We start from the raw sequence: 18,946 nt of genomic DNA, 5'->3' as shown, positions 1-18,946 counted from the left end.
ATTATAAGATTAGACGAGAATCAATATGCAATTGTATGTTAATCTTAACACTTGTAAAATATTAGTCAACAATAATACTTACTTTTATAACTCAAAAATTCTTATTAAATTTTACTTTAATAAGTTTTATTTTATTTTTAGTTATCTTTAAATTGAAATGGTTAATTTATAATAATTGTATTGCTGTATTTATTTGATAACATTTAAAATTAACCATTTTGGTATACATATCAATGTTATAAGTTCTATCACCAATCATATGCTTTAAAATTTGTTTAATATTAGTTTCAGTAAAGCAACCAATATTTTCAACTAATGCTTGATTTAATACGCCATCTTTTGCATTAACAAAATAACCAACTTTTAATTTTTTATATTGTAAAGTCAATGATTGTAAAAAATCAATTAATTCATAATATTGACCTTTGGAAAATAAATTTATTGCATTTTGATAGTGTAATTTAGCAATTTTATTTTTTCTTCTTCCAGCCATTATGCCAAGAAATAAAACATGAAAAGCATGGAATTTATCTAAAATAAATTTAGCATTTAAAATTGTAGCAGTTTTTCTAATTCATTTTGCACTATCTCCACAAACTATTAAATTTGCTTGGTCAAAATTTTCAAAAAATAAATTACCATATTTTTCAATTAATTTGGCAGTTTTTTCAGCACCAATTTCTGTTTTTGATACTCTAATTTTACATACAGCTCTTTTATTAATTAATTTTCCATTCTTCTTTTTACCAGTACAAAATACTAATAATCTCATTGAACATTTTTTACAATTTTTAGTATTATGTTTTTCATTAAACTTAAATTTTCTATGTCCATCATCAATATTTACATATAAATTTTGATATGGTTGTAATGGTATTTTGAGGATATTGGCTTTTGGTAATTGAAACTTTTTATATGTTCTACAAACTGTACTATTACTTATTAAACCTTCAATAAAAGTATCACAAACATCATGATACTTTTTACCATCTGCAAAATATTTCAAAATTTGTTTAATAACATTAGGTGCAAGTTTACTATATTTTTTAACACCAAGATAATTATCTAACAATGAAAGAAATTCCATTTTTTGTGTTTTTGGGTTATAATATGTACAAATACGTCGTTTATAAGTTAATAAACCTTTTTTTGTTTTTAATTTTCTTTTTCTAAATCTATATGACTTATATACAGATTTATCACATGCATTTCATAAATAATCATCTATTTTTTTAAATAATTCTTCTGTTTGTTGTAAATTTAATTCATCTTGATTAAAATTGTGTTTGTCTCAATCAAAATGATTTACAAATGGTAATATAAACATTTTTAATGTTCCTTTCAAAATTTTATTTGTTAATAATTTAAGTTTAATTTTTTTTAAAAATAAGGAGTAAATATGGCTTTTATCACTAGTTATGTACAATTAAATAAAAAATATAATCTTAATTTTAGTGATAATAATTATGGTTTTAGTTGGGATATTTTTAAAGAATTTGTTGGTGATGAATGAGCAGAATATTTTACTACCAATTGTTTTTATCGTTTTGTACCAACAGCACGTGGAACAAGAAAAACTTGAAATTGTTTAGCATTTGATTTATTTATATGTTGTAATTTTAGTGATAGTAGTGTTCAAGAAGTAAGAAGATATGAAAATACTCATAGTGAAACTACAATTGGTGCTTTAATGAATGTTTGTCAAGTTTTATTAGATACATATAATATTAATTTATTACCTAATAATCCACATGGTATTAAATGAAAAATAACTAAGGATGGTGGATGTATTATTTTTCCTAATAATCAACAAATTGACTTTATTGGTTATGCTAATGGTAATAAGATTTTTGGAAAAGAAGCCGGTGGTTCAAGTTTTTTAGGTTCAAGAACAGATGAAATTATTATGGCAGAAGAAAAAGAAACACTAACAGAAAAGCAATTAACATATCGATATGAACGTTTACAAAACTCTATGTTTAGAAGTAATCGTATTAAAGTATCAAAAGAACCTATTAAAGAATGAAGTTGAACGTTTATTGATAAAAATATATATAGTCCTAATTTTGGAAAAAAAATTACTAGCTATTTTTATAAAAGTTTCTTTATTACTTTTACATGTAATCCTTATGATAAATATCATCCATTTTATTTAAAATACTGTACGCCATTTTTACCATTAAATGATAAAGTGATGGAAAATCTTAAAAAAAATGGCAAAATTTATTATGAAAATCAAGATATGTTTAGTGGTTTAGGTTTATTTGTTTTAAGATTTACTATTCAACCATTTTGAAATAAATTACCAGATATTCAAAAAAGAACATTATTAGAAATGAAAAAAAGTAATCCTGATGAATTTAATACTGTTTTTTATGGTTTTGAATTTTTAGATAGTGATGCAACAATTTTCCCATTTCAAAAAACTGTAAAGTGCTGACAACCATATGATTTAAAAGAATTTTATAATTCAAAAAAAGATATGTATAAATTTGATTTTTATTCAGTTGGTGTGGATTGAGCAACTGGTCATAAAGACCATACTGTATTTATAGTAGTGGGTTTTAAAGAATATAATAATACTGGTTATTATGATGCTTATATTATTTGTGAATTAGTAGTTACTCCAAATGATTTTATAAATGAAAATGAAAAAATTAATGCTTATGTTAATGAAATTTTAGGATTAATTGATAATTTTGAAAATTTTGAACAAGCAATTTATTTTTATGATGATAAAGCACGAACTGCCATTGATTGATTAAATCAAAAATTAATAGATGAACATAATACTATTTTAATCACACAAACTGCTATTAAACATGCTTCAAATTTAAATCAAGAAGCAGGATTAACTAATAGAGTAGTTTGAATGAGAAACATTATGAGTTATGGAAACTTTTATGCAAATAAAGATGATTTACCAAAGACTACTCAATGTTTAGAAGAATTACGTTATGACCAAACCAAAACTAACATTCCTGATAAAAATATGTATCAAGACCCGTATGATGGATTATTTTATGCATTGTATCCATATAAAAATGTAATTAGGGGTAAAAATAATGCTACTGTGAAAAAAAGCATCTTCACATTTGCCATATAATAAACAACTACAATATCATTAATAGTATAGGTATCACAAAATAAACGCCTTTTATTTAGGCGTTATTTTGCGTTTAAAAACGTACTTGTAAAAATAATCAAAAATAGTACAGTTTATAAGTAAAATCAAGGAAAAAAGGAGTAATTTAATATGAAAACATGAATAAAAGCAAATTTAAGTAAAATAACATTAGCATTAGCACTAACTGGTGCTACAACTGGAACAATAGGATTAATCATGGGAGGTGCTTACCCATAATCTTAGTGGACTTAAATATTATTTAAATTCATATAAAAAACCTATAATGGGTGTTCAGAAAATATGAATGTCTGACATTCATGGTATTTCAGTTTCTATAAAAAGTGAATTTAAAATATACTTTGCTGATAATCCTAAAAAAACAAAATTTTATAATGGTGGAGATACTATTGAAAGAATAGATATACCATGAGATGGCAATTATCCATATGGTTATTTTAATAAATAACATTTAAATTTCTAAATTAATATAAGAAATATTTTCATTATATTTGTCAAATAAATTAATATTAGTTAAGTTTATTTCTTGTTTGTCAGTTATTAAAATTAAATAATAATTACCAGCACCAAATATTCCACTAATTTCAATCCGATTTAAATTATTAATTGGATTTTTAATTTGCAATTCAAATTCATTTTTATTATCAATTTGTAATATCTCTTCATAAAATTCTAATTTAGAAAATAATTGAGATTTATTTGAACCATATAAATTTAAAGCATTCTCAATTTTATTGTTACTAATAATTACTCTTGTAAAGTATTTTCCATATTCGCCATTTCCTAATGTTCAATCTGCTGGAATTAATGACGGAATATTATTGCTTTCTAATTCATTTGTAATAGATAATCAATTAAATTGATTATCATCAAGTTTAAATAATTCATTTTGACTAATATCATTATTTTTTAATTTAATATTATTCATATCTGTAAAATCAAAATATTCAGATTTTAGTATTACTTTTACATCTTTATATTTTCAACTATTATCCTTATTAGAATGTATAGGATTTGATTTTAATTCAAAATAATAAGGTAATAAAATTTTATTATCATCATTTAGACCTTTATTTATTGATAATGTTGAATAAATATACTTTGATAACATAATAAATACTTGTTTAAATATTTTAACTTGTTGCAAATTTATGTAATTTGGATAATCAAGTTCTCATTTTCTAAATAAATTAGTAATAACTTCATCAGGTTTTTGACCTGAGAATTTATCACGTAATTTTGCTATTTCATTTTTATCATCATAATCTGCGCCATCAAAATTACGATTATAATTATAGGTATAACTTAGCATATCTAATAATAATTGTTGTAAGCTATCAATAGTTGGTGCATCTTTAATTTCAATTTCAATATCATTAAATTTATTATTAGTTGCAATATAACTATAAAATTGACTTTCACCTACAAAATCTCAAACTTCTTTATCCTTTAATTCTTTTTGACTTTTTAATGGTCATTTACCACCTAAAACATTACTAAACTCATATCCTAATCAAGCATGAGTTATTCTTGCATTATTAATAACTTCTCTTCTTGTTACAGAACCACTACTAATTTTAATTAAATCTAAAACTGATTTTTCTTGTCCGATAAATTGTTTTGCTAAATTTCAAGGTAATATTTGCTCACTAAATCATTGTTGTAAAATTCTAACTTTTGGTTGAGTTTCAATAGGCATTGATAACAGCGGAAATGCTATCTTATTTTTAACAAATAACTTTGGGTATACTTCCATATTGTCAACTTCACCAAGTACCTTTATATTGCCAAAAATCATGCTTCTAGGGGCTTTAATTTTTAAACCAGTAACTTTTGTATCTTTATCTAATGGTTTTTGTAATTTAATAATGATTGGATAACCATCTCTTGTTTTAAAATCTTTAATTTTAATAATAGTTATACTTTTAGTACTTCTAGTTTTTGGATTTTGATAAGGTTGTGAATAATTATTAATTATATATAAATTATCAATATTATTTTCAGTTAAAGGTTCATTTATACTAACTGCACATAACTTAAATTGATTTAATAAATTTATTTCTTGAAATATTAAATTTTTAATATCAGTCATACTATATTCAATTGTATTATCATTAATATTAGTACTTGCTCTTTGATTTAATTGCATAGTAAAATCAGATGTTTCAACAGCAGTAGTTTTTAATACTTTATCAATATCAATAAAACCTATTTTAATAGTATTTGCTGAAAATTTTAAACTATTATTTTCATTATTTTTAAATAAACGTTCAATTTCATAAATATATATCGTTCTTTTTTTAAATTCATCATATGCTCTATTAATATCTGGGTCACTAGTAGCACGCATCATATTAGTAAAGTCATAAGGAATGTTATCAATTAAATAATCATTTTCTACTTCTGCTTGATTAAGTTTAGTTTGTTTCTGTGGAAATTTCGTTTGTGGTTTGTTGTTGTTTTCCATTGTTCTCTCCTATTAATTGGTTATTTTCGGGATTAAATAATTTTAATTTAACTGTTAAATTATTAATTTCTTGATCATCATTAATATTAAATGTTTTACTATTTAATAAATCTTTATCTACACTTACTAATATTTGAATAAATTTAAGAATATCAATATTAAATTGTCATAATTTTTGTTCAATATAATTAATAGTTGAAATATTTACTGCTGTACTTTCGGGAACTGATTGTTGTGCTGATTTCTTTTGACTTGGTATATGAATACCACAACGTTTAAATATTTCATTAACATTTCAATCATATATATCAGTTAAATTTTTACCTTTAAAATTACTATTTGTCATATTGATATTTTCGTTTTGTTCATTATTATCTCCACCGCTTTTAAATATGTAATTTTTAGTAACTAATGTTCTTACTGCGTCTTCTATTAAAGATTGAACATTGCCATAAGTTTGACTAAATATAAATTTAGGTGAGTTTAAAATAGTATCTAAAACAATTTGTTCATAAATAACATCTAATGCTTTAATTTTATCCATTACTTTATTACAATCTGCTAGCTCATTTGCTTTATTTCTCATAATTGCTATTGGTATATAGTTAATATTTAGTGTTTGTTCTTGTGCTAAATTAGGGTTATTAATGAATGATTTAAAATCTAATGGAAATTGTTTTTTATTATCACTAATACTATAAATTGCACGATTAATAGTTATTTGTTCATTATTTAATGTATAAACTTCAAATAATCTTACCATTTGTGCATTTTGTTCATAACTATCATAAAAAATAGTACATTCAATTAATTTACCAGTAATATCATAAACTCTTTGTTGTATATCTACTACTTGAAAATATAAGTCATCATTAGCAATATAAATTAAATAAGCACTAATTCCTAATTTACTTAATTTAAAAATTGAATTTCAATTTTTTCTGTAAAATTCTTGTTGAATTAAATATTGTTTAATAGTTTCATTATTAATATCTAATGGAGCATTATATAAATTAGCATTATTTTCTGCTACAAAATCAGTGAAATAAGTTTCATGGTTAAAATCATTAAAACCAAAATAATTTAAAATTGAAGCATGAGTACTTTTATTTTTATTAGTTAAAAATTTTACTTTTTCATTTTGATTATCACTAATATTACTTTTTTCTTTTCTTTTAAATAGACTTAACATAATATTCACCACCTTTTTTTAAAATATTTGATTAATTTTTAATACAATTTTTATAATAATAAATATAATTAAACCTGCTGTTGCTGATGATAAAATTACTCCTATTAAACCTAAAATAATTTTTATAATTTTAAAAAACATAATATTATTCCTGTAATTCTTCTAATTTTTTAAAAATATAATCTCTACCCATACCCCGCATTATTCTATTATTATAAATATTAATTTCAGTATCCGCATTAACATTATTATTTGATATTCATAAACTACTTTTTAAAACATTTGTATCTAATTGATAATAAAAATTAATTATTTGTCAACTATAATTTTTATTATTTTCTTTACTAGTATAATCACCAAAACTATAATATATTCTATAATGTGTTTTATCTTTAAATATATATTCTATATGTGTAATATTATTTTTATCTACTACGACTTTACCTACTTCTTTTCAATTTGAACCACTTGGACTGGGTTGTGGTTGTTTTTCTAATATTTCATTAATTGCTTGTAATAATTTTTTATTTTGAGTTTTTAATAATTTATATTCATTATTTTCTAATAAATCTTTACAAAGTAATGAATTTTCTTCATCATTTAATGCAATTTCATTTGTTTCAGTATTATATTTAAAATAATCATTTGAAAATTTTTTATCTTTTATTTTTTCTTTTAATTCATTAATAGCACCGGCAATAGTTTTATCAGTAGTTTCTAAATTAGGAATTTCTGCACTAATAGCATTTATTTGAAATGCAATAGGAAATTGTGATTTTACATCTTCTAATTTTTTATCTACTTCTTCTTTTTTATAATAATCAGATAAATTAGGAATTTTATTATTGATTTCATTAATTGCAGGAACTATTTGTTTAGAAACTTTTTGTAAAGCATCATCATTGATATTTTGCTTTTTATCTAATAAATTATTAGTTTCTAGTTTTGTGTAATAATCATGTTCAGTACTTTCTTCTGTTATAAATTCAGTTGGTGTATCTATTCCTTGATATTGATATATTTCTTGTATATCACCAATTAAATTAATTTTTCCACGTTCAGGATAGGAATTACCTCCACCACTAAATTTTTTATTTCTATTGTCATAGTAAATAGTTCCAATATTTAAAATATTTTCATTTTGTATTTGTTCTTTATAAGTCATGGAATCAACATTTAACAATTCAAATTCATGAAAAATATTATTTAAATAAATTTTAATTATTTTATAAAATTTCATAAAGTTATTTTCTGTTGAATAGTGATAACTGATTTTAATAAAATATCATTTCAACATTTCTATATTATTATTTTCAACTTTTTTTCATAAAGGACTAGTTTCAATATTAAATCAATTATTTTTGATATCATCAATGTTTTCATTTGTTTTAGTTAATTCACTATTTAATTTGGTAATTTCATTTTCATTAGTAGTAATTCGTTTTTGTTGTTTAGCAGAAAAATCACAAGTTGGTGCATGAGTAAAATCACCAATTTGCGGATTATTTTGTAATGCTTCTGGTGGTAATGTTCCAATTTCATCTGGTCAATCTAAAATCATTGTTTCAGTTTCTTTATCATAACCAGTTGCAACATAACCTTTATTAACAAATTTACTAATAGGACCTCTATATATTTCATTTTCATTATCATCAACTAAATCATCATATAATTTAATTTGTTTTAATAATGTAAATTCTTTTTGTTCTTTAATTAATTCATCAACTTGATTTCTAGTATAAAATGCTTTTAAGTCAATTTTTTCAACATCTATTTCATCATTATTATAACTTGAAAATATTTGTTTTAATTCTGTTAATCTTGCTCATATTTTCATTCTACTAGGTGCTAAATCTCAAACATTAATTGTAGGAGTACTATTTGCACTAAATTGATTACCATTATTAAATTGAATAGTAGCATCAACATTAAATTCAATTGGTGTACGATTAAATACTCAATGTTCAACCATAACATAAACCATATCTCTTAATGTTTCTTTAATTAATTCATCTTTAAAACTATCAAAAGGAAATTTAGATAAAATAAAATCAAGATAAGCATTAATATCATTTTGCGCGCGAATAGCAAAAGTTATAAATCAATCATTAATATTTGATCATGTTTGTATATATTGTTGTGGAGTTTCTGTAATTTTTCCAGTTAATGGATATCAGTTATTATAATTTTCAAGACTGACATCAGTTCAAAGTTTATTAATCATAATTTATCATTCCTTAAAAAATGCTTGTTTATAATGATGAGTATGTTTTTTTGTTTTTTTATGTGTTATATGTTCAATTTCTTTTTGTATTTTATTTTTTTCTTACTTTTTGTTACAACTTGACTATATGCAAACTTTTCTAAATGATGTAATAATCCAGTACCAAATAAAGTATTAACACTAAATTTTAAACCAACATTTTTAAATGATTTGTTAATATTTTCAATAGGATTATTAATAACATTTACTACTTTATGATAAGTTCTAATAGTTCTAAATATTTCTCTATATACTTTAAAACTATCTCTAATTACTTGTTGCACCACTGGTGGAGCAAATGCTATTGCTTTTAATCATTTATTTTGATTAACTCCATAACCAATGTATCAACCACTATATCAACGATATCAATGGAATGGATGTATTTGAGTAACAAAAGTTTTTGCTTTAAGAATACTATCAACAACTGTAATTGGGTTATATTTAGGATTGCGATGATAAATAGTAATTGCACATTTATCTAATGACAAAGGTTGAATTTTACAACCCATAAATACTGGTGAATTTAATGGAATTAATTGTGCGTGTTTAATTGCTCTTTTTTCTGCACTAGTAAATAAATCAGTTGCTTTTTCTTTTAATTTCTGAATTTTTTCAAATACTTGTTTTTCTAACTTTTCAAATTTTTCTTGTAATTTATATATACTTTCTCGTATTTTTTCAAAATATGGTGTATCTTTTCAAAATTTATTTAAACCTTTTTTTAAATAAAATCTAATATCAAAATATTTAAAAGTTTGATTTGCTTTTAAAACAAGTTGATGAATAACATTATTTTTAAAATTAAATTTAATAGCATTAGCACGAATTTTTTGTAAATCTAAAATTAAAGTTTTTCCATATCTATTTTCTGTATGTATTGTATGAACTAAATTTAATCAATCATGTTGATTCATTTTTAATACTTCTTTTAAATCAGTATTAAATTTTTTTAAAAAGTTATTTGCTTTTTCAATATCTTTAATTTTAAATTTAGGAGTTAATTGTGGACTTAATTTTATTAATGTATTTTGTAATAATAAGTGTTCCATTAATTTTTCTGTTTCTAGTTTTTGAAAATTATTCTTATATTGTCTTTCAGCAACATATCCTAAATCTCGTAATACTGTTTCACGATTAGGAGTAAAACTATACTTCATTAAATAACGTTTATTACCAATAATTTTATCTGTTAAAATTTCTTTTCCACTTACTTGACTAATAATTTCTTGTAAGTTTTTTGCTTCTTTAATACCAACTTGTTCTAATGTTTTAGTTTTTTGTGCTAACTTAATAAATTTAGTTGTACGATAACCACGACTAATTTTATTAAGTCCAGCAAATGCTGGTAATATATTAAAAAAAGTATTTAATGGTGTTACATTTCCTTTTAAATAATCATAAACTTGATTAATAGTAAAATCAGTTAAAAATTCTACACCAACAGCACTAATACTAGCAATTAAATCACTTGCACCTAATCCAAGTGCTAAATCTTCACTTAAACCACCAGTAAAAGGAGCAAGTGCTACTACTATAACTTGTACACCAATCATTTCTAAAATTTCTCATCATAAACTTTTATGTTCTTGTTGTTGACTAATTCTGGTATGTTTGGGTTTATTTATTTTTAAGAGTGTGGCTGTATTTGCTGTACCAATAGGCATAATTAATGTCCTTATTATTTAAGAGTTATTTTTATAGGATTTGTTGAACCTTGATAATTTGCATCATTAATATCTGCAGTAATAATTACATATAAATCTCCTGCTTTTTGATTTTGATTACTTACATCAGTTTTGCCTTGTGCATCACTAAAATATTTAATATTTGCATGTACTAAATCTAATGCTGGATTCAAACCAGTAATTTCTCTTGCATTTTTTATTGCTGTATCTAGTAATTGATTTTTTCTATTCGTATTAGCAGTAATATCAGTTGTTAAAATTGTAAGTTTACTACTTAAATCTGTTTTAGTAATAATTCCACATAGCATTCAACGTGATGTTGTTTCTTTTTTTGACATATAAGGAATTGATTGACCTAGTACTTCACCACCAACTTTATATGCTCTACCAAGTTTGCCATCAGCAATTTCTTGAACATAAACAATTGTTTGTTGTAACATATATCTTTTCATTGCTCTTGGTGTTGCTAAAATAAAAGGTATAATTTGTTTTTTATTTTCACTATCAGTAAATGTCATATAATCATCCATTACAATTTGACATAATACACCTTTTATATATAAATCATTACCATTTAATCTTAGTTGTTGAGCAATTTGGTTATCTGTAATTAAACCTTTATTATTAGCCAAATAAACAATAGTATCATAAAGATTATTTGTAATAAAGAAACGACAATTTGCACTATTTCTTAATTGAAATAAAGTATTTCAAGCAGATAATATTGCCTGTATATGTCCTGTTGGTGATGTGTCACTAATTATTACTTTAGTTCCGTTATCGCTAATTACTTGTATATCATCAGTTGCTAATTTATCTGCTAAATCATTAGCGACTTCATATTGCATACTTTCTAATAAATTTTGTCCATTTTCAGCATTTAAGTCAACTGCTGCAATAGTTTCACCAGCAACATATAATTTTTCAATTATTTTTGGAATAGTATCAGTTTGTGCATAAGTTACATCTATTCTTTGACTTTTATCATTTCATGCAATAACTTTAATTGATGGGTCTTTCGGAACTTTAATAATAAATTCTATTTTAGTAGAATTAACTATTTCAATAGGAAAAAAGTTTGCTCATGGACTATTTGATTGTTTGAAAAATTCAATAAATTCTGGTGCTTCAACTAGTTTTTCTGTATTATTTAAGTTTGTTTGAATATTAATTGCCATTTTTATTTTCCTTTCTGTTATAAATTATTTTTCTTTTTATAATCCAATAAACTACTTTTTATTGAATTCGATTGATTTGTTAATATTGTTTCTTGTTTACCACCTGTATTAATTGGTTCTTTAAATACTGGTTGTTCTTTAATCATTTTTTTAATAGTGTCTTCTACTTTTGAATTTTCTATATTACTTGTTTTAAATTTTAAAAAATCATAAAATTCTTTTTTAACTTGATATTTTTTAAATATATTAAGCATTTCTTTTTCTTTAATTTCTTCATTAAGTTTATTTAACTTATTTTCTAATTCAACAATCTTAGTTTCTTGTTCTTTTTGCAAATCATTATTTTCAGTTAAAGGTTCAGTTGTTTCTTGAACATTAGTTTCATTTTCTAACATTTACATTACACCTTTATTTATTAATTTTTTCATTTAATTTTGCTAATTTTTTTTTATGTTTTATTACTTTATTATTTGCTCGAACATGTTTTGGAGTTGTAATAAATCGTTTAAATCAAACAATTAATTCTCTGCAAATTAATGTTCCTACACTTGTTCCAATAATGATTAATTCATGCAATAATTCTTTCATTTCAATATTTTCCTTTCAATTATTTATTTTTTAATTATTCGTCAAATTGACCACCATTAATTCTTTCAACCATTGACTGATAATTACTTATAATAGTTACTAATAAAGAAATTTCTTTATTTAATTGTTCCATCCTTTCTTTATGTATTTTTATTTCGTGATTATAATATTCAATTAATTTTTCTTTATTCATAAATTACTCACCTCCTTTATAAACTGTCATAATATGTAGTTGGTCTATATACTGGTGATATTCTATCTACAACATCATTAATTAATCTTGCATTTTCACTAGTAAATGTTGTTTCTTGCATTTCTTCAACATGATTAGTTGTTTCCATTGGTAGTAAATTATGGATAATTTCAGATGCACCAGCAATAATAGTCGGAACTGCATAAGCATTCATAAAATCATTATTAATACCCATAGCAACACCACTACTAATCAAACAACCACCAGTTGCCATATTTGCTATTTTACGTATAGTTTCAAATTTACTTGGTATTAATTCTGTAATTCCAGCAACCAAATTTGCAATACCATATGAATTTAAAGATATATAAGTATCTCAATCCATTAAAGATTGGTCATTAACATTATTATTAGTTACTGATAATGTTAATGCTGGTCATGGCGGAGTTTCTGTAGTGGTTGTAGTTGGGGTGATAGGATTTATTGTTTCAGTAAATTTACTATAATTTGCTAAACCAATTGTTCCTAATCCTAATGCTATTTTTTTACTTGAATTTAATAGTTTACTTTTTAAATTTGGCATTTGATTTAAATTTCATATATCAATTCCTAATTTTTTAGAAAATAATAAAGCATTTATACTACCTAATATTGGATTACCAATAAGTTGACCATAGTATGCAGAAGTTCCTATCATACCAAATAATGGACTTGCTCCAGTTCTTATTAATTTTAATAAATTGTAATTACTTGATTGTACAGTTATGTCATTTGGCATTTTCTTCTACTTTCTGTTTAATAAAAACTTCTATTCAACCTTGATAATTAAAGTTATCTCCAACTAAAATTGCAGTATTAGCATGTGGTTGAGAAACAATTAAATATTTAGCAATAACATTGGGATATTTTCATAAAATCAATGCTTTTATATCATTACTATCTGTTAAATCTTTGGGATTTGGTGAAAATATTTCTATTTTATCTTCACCAAATAAATCTTTTAATTTAATCATTATCAAATTCTCCATTTTCAATTCTTTCTTTTAAAGAAAAGACATATTCTGTATAAGTTCTATGTGGATTTTTATCATTTATAATTTCATCGATATCTAAAATTAATTTTTCTTTATATTCATTAATATATTTTTGGGCAATTTTTCTTCTTATATTTTCAACTTTTATCATATGTTTATCACAAAAATATCTTACTTGAACATTATCTTTATCTAATTTTGTTGGTAAATTATTACAATTTGTTATATGTTTACCAAGTTCATTAACTTCACTAAAACAACATGGTATATTTTCTTTATTCATTATCAATGTTTCCTAAATTTCTTCAACTTCTTCTATTTCATTTATTAACTGATTCTAATCAACAACTATTACAGGTATTGGATAAAAAGTTTTCTTTTACTTTATTGTACATAGAACATTTATCTTCATATTTCATATTATTTCTCCTTATTTTCAATTTGATTAGCAATTTCACTTAATATTTTTAATACTTTATATTCATTTTTTAATTCTTTACTAATAAATATTAAAAATATTATTAGTGTTATGCTTGTTATTAATATTGGTACTATTAATAAAATTTTTCATAATATCATTTTTTACTCTTTTCATTTTTTAAATCATTTAACATTTATTGAACAAAATGCACGATTTTTAGGAATATTTAAAGTGTTAAAAATTTGACCAGTTACAATAATTTCATCGTTTTTGTTTAATAAAATACAGCGTCTATAAAATTTTGGGTTGTTAAAAATTAAAGTAACATAGTTTAATCCATTTCATTGACCTCGAACACTATAATATAATTCTTTATTACCTTTTTCGTAATATTTTGTTTCAATAGTGTTACTCAGTTTTACTGTTAATTTGACATAATTGGCTTTCTCTTTCATTTTTATAATTCCTTAAATAATATTTAATATGCTTATATGCATCTTGTTCATGTTTTGTTAATTTTATATTTCCTTTATAATTTTCTATTTTGTTTTTATTTTTTGGTTCACTTTCTAAATAATCTCAATTCATAACATCTTCTGCTAATACTATTAAAGCACCAATAATTTTAGGAGTTGCTAATGGATTTGTTAATAATTGTTTTGAATTTAAAAAGAAATTTTCTACAATAACTAATATTTTTTTATTATCAAAATGTTTTTTAATTAATAAAAAGTATTCTTTAAATAGATTTTTGCTTTTTAAAACTGTTTTAGTTTTAAATGTTTCATTAAAAACAATATTATTAGTTTCATTTGAGTATATAATAATTCCATTACTACCAATACCAGCAGGGTCAATTCCAATAATTAAGTCATATTGCATTAATCAAATTAACCTCTAACAATTGTTTTAATAATTTCTAAATCACAATTACTTCAGCAATATTTACATTCTTCGATAAACTCTTTATGTCCACAAACTAAATTATTTTTTTGTAAACTATCAATTTGTTTGATTAATCCTACTTTATATTCAATAATCTTTTTTTCCATTATGTAAATCATCCTTTTCAATTATTTTTGCTGTTTGTTTAAGGTATTTAGGTATTTTGTTATAACAACTGTCACATATTAAATAAGGTATTGGTCAATTTTTATATTTAATAGTTTTAGTAGAATTATTAATACATTCTTTTCAAACTTTATCCATACAAACTCTTAATTCACATTTTTTATTTTTATTATTCATAGTTTTTTTCTTTATAAATAAAATATCTTTTCATTATGAGTTAAAATATGTTTATAAGAAGTGACTATATAATTAATTGACAAATCATTATGGTTATATGGATTATTTAGTTTAAAACCTTTTCTGTTTTCTTCTCATGTAACATTATATTTAAAACAAGGATTAGTAATCTTTGTTTTACTATCAGTTATTTCACCAATAAATCAACTATTATGCTGTTCATAAAATGTTAATGGTTCAAGTTTTATATCATTAAGATAATATTCTTTGGGTGTTTCTGGTTTATTAACAGTTATTTTCTGTTCAGAAATATATGGTTCTAATAATTTTGTTAATTCATCACCATTTAATTCTCTTTTAATATTTTCAGAATTAAAAACCCAATATGTGTAATTATTATCAACAATAAAAGAATTATTTTTAATCATTCATTTTGGAAGTGATAATTTATATTCAACATAATCAATAAGAATAGATTGTGGTTTATCTTTAACAATTTGTTCTTTTTTAAATTCTATTTGCATAATAATCCTTTCCTAATATGTCCTGTTGCTTCTAGCATAAAGGACATATATTTTGATTTTTAAATTATTAATAATACTATTATTAGTTTTATTCATTCCAGAAATTCTGGGCTCAAAAATAAATTGTGAAATTTTAAAAAACATTGAGGCATTCGATTCAATATTTATTTAATTTGCATTTAGCAAATTAATATTTTAATTGAACCGGCACCGCTCAATTTTTTTTACAAGTTTGAAATTTATTTTCTCGCCCAAAAATTTTTCAAAAAAAATAAAAAATAAAACCAACACTTGCTCACTGGTGAGTGGCAAGGTTGGTTAAATAAAGAATAGAATTAATATAGTAGGTTCCCTAAGCAGGTCTATATATACTAGTTTCCAATCCGCTCCCACCCCAAGAATTACCATTAAATGGTTAGTATATTTTATTAGGTATCACTCCACTTTTTATTTATCCATGCAAGTCCACATGCTAGCTACTATTTTTAACAACTGTGTTGTAGTTCACTTTTTTAGTTCCCTAACACGTGTTGATAATAGCGTTAAAGAGGGTTATTAAAAATTTTAAAATTTTACAATTACAAAAAAAGACAAGATTTTTATTCTCATCTTTTGTCATTTATTTTTAATTTAAGGATTTAAAAAAGAAAGGAGCTATTTTTAAAACTTTTTAGTTATCGACATCTTCGGTACGCTCCCAATAAATAAAAACGATTTTTTTACTACTATAATAGTAATTTCGGAGAAATTTTATAATCTATATAGATATTATTAATAACTACTATAAATTTTAATAGTATATTGTAATTAAAAAAATAGTAAATATTTTAAAACACTTACTATTTTTATTTTTTTAATTTTAAGTATTAATTTAAATTAAATCAAATATCTAAACCAACAAATTTAATAATTAACGTACCAATACAATAAGTAAAAACTAAAGTTGTTAACATATATAAAATTCATGATTCTTTTACTCTTTTATGATCAAGAAATTTATTAAAAGGAATTGCTTTTACAGCAAATCCGCTAGCAATAAAACTAAAAAGATAAATACTTATTTCAATTATTCATTTTATTAAATGTGAATCATGCATATTTATTAACCTCCACTAACCCTTTTAATACGTTCATCAAATACCTTTGTTTCTTGCTCTTTTAAAATTGATGTATATTCAACTTTATCACTAATAATACGAACCATATGTAAATCAGTTACCAAAAGTCCACCAGAAATCGTTAAATTACGAATTTTTTCTTTAATTTTAAATGACATTTTTGATATTTGAATATTAGCAATCAAAGGTGTATGCCATTCAAGAATACCAACATAGCCTTCAGTTGTTTTAACATTAACTCACTGTACTTCTCCATCGAAAAAAATACCATCAGGAGTAATAATTTTAAGATTTAATGCCATACTATCACCTTCAATTATCTCAATTTCTTTGCCTTTTCAATTGCTTGTTCAATAGTTCCTACATATAAAAATGCTTGCTCTGGTAAATCATCACATTCACCATCTAAAATTTGTTTAAAACTATTAACAGTTTGACTAATAGGAATATAAATACCATTTAAACCCGAAAATTTTTCAGCAACATGAAATGGTTGTGAACAAAAATTACGAATTCTTCTTGCTCTAGCTACTATTTTTTTATCTTCTTCACTCAACTCATCCATTCCTAAAATACCAATGATTGGTTCTAATTCAGAAAAACGTTGAATTGTTTCAATAACTCTTTGTGCAACATCATAATGTTCCTGACCAACAATAGCAGGATCTAACATTCTTGATGAAGATTGTAAAGGATGAACAGCAGGATAAAGCCCTAAAGCAGCAATATTACGATCTAAAACAATTTTAGCATCCAAGTGAGTAAATGTTGTCGCAGGAGCTGGATCAGTTAGATCATCGGCTGGTACATATACTGCTTGTACAGATGTAATAGAACCACGTGTTGTTGATACAATACGTTCCTGTAAAGCACCCATTTCTGTCGATAATGTTGGTTGGTATCCTACTGCTGAAGGCATTCTTCCCAATAAGGCCGATACTTCACTACCAGCTTGTGTAAAACGAAATATATTATCAATAAATAATAATACATCTTGCTGTTTTTCATTACGGAAGTATTCAGCAATTGTTAAACCAGTTAATGCAACACGCATTCTAGCACCTGGTGGTTCTGACATTTGACCAAACACTAAAGCAGTTTTACTAATAACACCTGACTCTTGCATTTCATAATATAAATCATTACCCTCACGTGTTCTTTCGCCAACTCCTGAAAAGACAGAAATACCACCATGTTCTTTAGCTATGTTATTAATTAATTCTTGAATTAAAACTGTTTTACCAACTCCAGCTCCACCGAATAAACCAATTTTTCCACCTTTAGCATAAGGTGCTAATAAATCAATAACTTTAATTCCTGTTTCTAAAACTTCTGATTTTGATTGTAATTCATCAAAACTAGGAGGTGTACGATGAATAGGATATTTTAATTTAGTTTTAAGTTCTTTACCATCATCAATGACTTCACCCAATACATTAAAAAGTCTACCCAAAACTTCTTCACCAACAGGAACACTAATTGGTATTCCTAAATCAACTGCTTCAAGACCACGTAGTAATCCTTCAGTTGGACCCATTGAAATACAACGAACACTATCATCACCAATATGTTTTGCAACTTCAACAATTAATTTTTGACCATTATTATCAATACTAATAGCATTATTTAAATTAGGTAAACTATTATCATTAAAACGAATATCAATAACTGGACCTGAAATTTGAACAATTTTTCCAATATTTCGTTTAGTTGGTAATTGTTTACTAGTTTTAACACTTTCTTTGCTATTAACTACTTTTTTAGTGACTTTTGCTTTTACTTTAGCAATAACTTTAGTATTATCCTTTTTTAAAGAATTTTTATCACTAACTTTTTTTTCTTTAATTGTTATAGGTTTTTTACTAGTTGCATTTTTCATTTTAGTTT

22 protein-coding genes are annotated in these 18,946 nt (G+C 23.5%); 2 read left to right on the top strand and 20 right to left on the bottom strand.

Annotated features, from left to right (window positions below):
- Window positions 1-166: 166 nt before the first annotated feature.
- Window positions 167-1,327, bottom strand: a complete 1,161-nt coding sequence (locus AACK94_RS00370) for an Mbov_0401 family ICE element transposase-like protein (protein ID WP_338975594.1) — start codon at window positions 1,325-1,327, stop codon at window positions 167-169.
- 72 nt (window positions 1,328-1,399) lie between these two features.
- Between AACK94_RS00370 and AACK94_RS00365 the strand changes: the two genes are divergently transcribed.
- On the top strand, window positions 1,400-3,106 hold the full coding sequence (locus tag AACK94_RS00365) for a hypothetical protein (protein WP_338975551.1): 1,707 nt from the start codon (window positions 1,400-1,402) through the stop codon (window positions 3,104-3,106).
- A gap of 244 nt (window positions 3,107-3,350) precedes the next feature.
- Entirely contained in the window at window positions 3,351-3,593 is a 243-nt protein-coding gene (locus AACK94_RS00360; protein ID WP_281749131.1) for a hypothetical protein, read from the top strand.
- 3 nt (window positions 3,594-3,596) lie between these two features.
- Here the strand turns inward: AACK94_RS00360 and AACK94_RS00355 are convergent, their stop codons facing one another.
- From AACK94_RS00355 to atpD, 19 genes are all read right to left on the bottom strand, one after another.
- Complete coding sequence (locus AACK94_RS00355; protein ID WP_338975552.1) at window positions 3,597-5,612, bottom strand: hypothetical protein; 2,016 nt, start codon at window positions 5,610-5,612, stop codon at window positions 3,597-3,599.
- Window positions 5,563-6,804 carry a hypothetical protein gene (locus AACK94_RS00350; RefSeq protein WP_338975553.1) on the bottom strand — a complete coding sequence of 414 codons (1,242 nt, stop codon included), beginning with the start codon at window positions 6,802-6,804 and terminating at the stop codon, window positions 5,563-5,565. The genes AACK94_RS00355 and AACK94_RS00350 overlap by 50 nt, the downstream gene beginning before the upstream one ends.
- Before the next feature lie 145 nt (window positions 6,805-6,949).
- Window positions 6,950-9,028, bottom strand: coding sequence for a hypothetical protein (locus AACK94_RS00345; protein WP_338975590.1), 2,079 nt, complete (start codon window positions 9,026-9,028; stop codon window positions 6,950-6,952).
- A 65-nt stretch (window positions 9,029-9,093) separates the two neighbouring features.
- Entirely contained in the window at window positions 9,094-10,734 is a 1,641-nt protein-coding gene (locus AACK94_RS00340) for a hypothetical protein (protein WP_338975555.1), read from the bottom strand.
- A 14-nt stretch (window positions 10,735-10,748) separates the two neighbouring features.
- Complete coding sequence (locus AACK94_RS00335; RefSeq protein ID WP_338975752.1) at window positions 10,749-11,933, bottom strand: hypothetical protein; 1,185 nt, start codon at window positions 11,931-11,933, stop codon at window positions 10,749-10,751.
- 17 nt (window positions 11,934-11,950) lie between these two features.
- Complete coding sequence (locus tag AACK94_RS00330; RefSeq protein WP_338975557.1) at window positions 11,951-12,328, bottom strand: hypothetical protein; 378 nt, start codon at window positions 12,326-12,328, stop codon at window positions 11,951-11,953.
- 13 nt (window positions 12,329-12,341) lie between these two features.
- Entirely contained in the window at window positions 12,342-12,521 is a 180-nt protein-coding gene (locus tag AACK94_RS00325; RefSeq protein ID WP_338975558.1) for a hypothetical protein, read from the bottom strand.
- 34 nt (window positions 12,522-12,555) lie between these two features.
- On the bottom strand, window positions 12,556-12,714 hold the full coding sequence (locus tag AACK94_RS00320) for a hypothetical protein (protein ID WP_174480523.1): 159 nt from the start codon (window positions 12,712-12,714) through the stop codon (window positions 12,556-12,558).
- A gap of 16 nt (window positions 12,715-12,730) precedes the next feature.
- Entirely contained in the window at window positions 12,731-13,492 is a 762-nt protein-coding gene (locus AACK94_RS00315; protein ID WP_338975559.1) for a hypothetical protein, read from the bottom strand.
- Window positions 13,461-13,727 carry a hypothetical protein gene (locus tag AACK94_RS00310; protein WP_338975560.1) on the bottom strand — a complete coding sequence of 89 codons (267 nt, stop codon included), beginning with the start codon at window positions 13,725-13,727 and terminating at the stop codon, window positions 13,461-13,463. Before AACK94_RS00310 ends, AACK94_RS00315 begins: the two co-directional genes overlap by 32 nt.
- On the bottom strand, window positions 13,720-14,031 hold the full coding sequence (locus tag AACK94_RS00305; protein WP_338975561.1) for a hypothetical protein: 312 nt from the start codon (window positions 14,029-14,031) through the stop codon (window positions 13,720-13,722). The genes AACK94_RS00310 and AACK94_RS00305 overlap by 8 nt, the downstream gene beginning before the upstream one ends.
- 137 nt (window positions 14,032-14,168) lie before the next feature.
- Complete coding sequence (locus AACK94_RS00300) at window positions 14,169-14,327, bottom strand: hypothetical protein (protein WP_174480528.1); 159 nt, start codon at window positions 14,325-14,327, stop codon at window positions 14,169-14,171.
- A 3-nt stretch (window positions 14,328-14,330) separates the two neighbouring features.
- A complete protein-coding gene (locus tag AACK94_RS00295; RefSeq protein WP_338975222.1) occupies window positions 14,331-14,624 on the bottom strand; it encodes a hypothetical protein in 294 nt (97 codons plus the stop codon).
- A complete protein-coding gene (locus AACK94_RS00290) occupies window positions 14,578-15,051 on the bottom strand; it encodes a hypothetical protein (RefSeq protein WP_338975223.1) in 474 nt (157 codons plus the stop codon). Before AACK94_RS00290 ends, AACK94_RS00295 begins: the two co-directional genes overlap by 47 nt.
- Before the next feature lie 8 nt (window positions 15,052-15,059).
- On the bottom strand, window positions 15,060-15,221 hold the full coding sequence (locus AACK94_RS00285) for a hypothetical protein (RefSeq protein WP_338975224.1): 162 nt from the start codon (window positions 15,219-15,221) through the stop codon (window positions 15,060-15,062).
- A gap of 207 nt (window positions 15,222-15,428) precedes the next feature.
- The gene (locus AACK94_RS00280; RefSeq protein ID WP_338975225.1) at window positions 15,429-15,941 is read right to left on the bottom strand and encodes a hypothetical protein; all 513 of its coding nucleotides are present in this window, start codon (window positions 15,939-15,941) and stop codon (window positions 15,429-15,431) included.
- A gap of 866 nt (window positions 15,942-16,807) precedes the next feature.
- The gene (locus AACK94_RS00275; protein WP_338975751.1) at window positions 16,808-17,038 is read right to left on the bottom strand and encodes a hypothetical protein; all 231 of its coding nucleotides are present in this window, start codon (window positions 17,036-17,038) and stop codon (window positions 16,808-16,810) included.
- A 5-nt stretch (window positions 17,039-17,043) separates the two neighbouring features.
- The gene (locus AACK94_RS00270) at window positions 17,044-17,361 is read right to left on the bottom strand and encodes a F0F1 ATP synthase subunit epsilon (protein ID WP_174480958.1); all 318 of its coding nucleotides are present in this window, start codon (window positions 17,359-17,361) and stop codon (window positions 17,044-17,046) included.
- Between the two features lie 14 nt (window positions 17,362-17,375).
- Window positions 17,376-18,938 (bottom strand): F0F1 ATP synthase subunit beta, encoded by a 1,563-nt coding sequence (gene atpD / locus AACK94_RS00265; protein ID WP_338975750.1) that lies wholly within the window; start codon window positions 18,936-18,938, stop codon window positions 17,376-17,378.
- Window positions 18,939-18,946: the final 8 nt, after the last annotated feature.

Source organism: Spiroplasma endosymbiont of Monopis laevigella, from assembly GCF_964019975.1.
Lineage (GTDB): Bacteria > Bacillota_I > Bacilli_A > Mycoplasmatales > VBWQ01 > Spiroplasma_E > Spiroplasma_E ixodetis_A.
The sequence above is the reverse complement of the archived record's forward strand: the minus strand, read 5'-3'. Positions and strand labels throughout refer to the sequence as shown.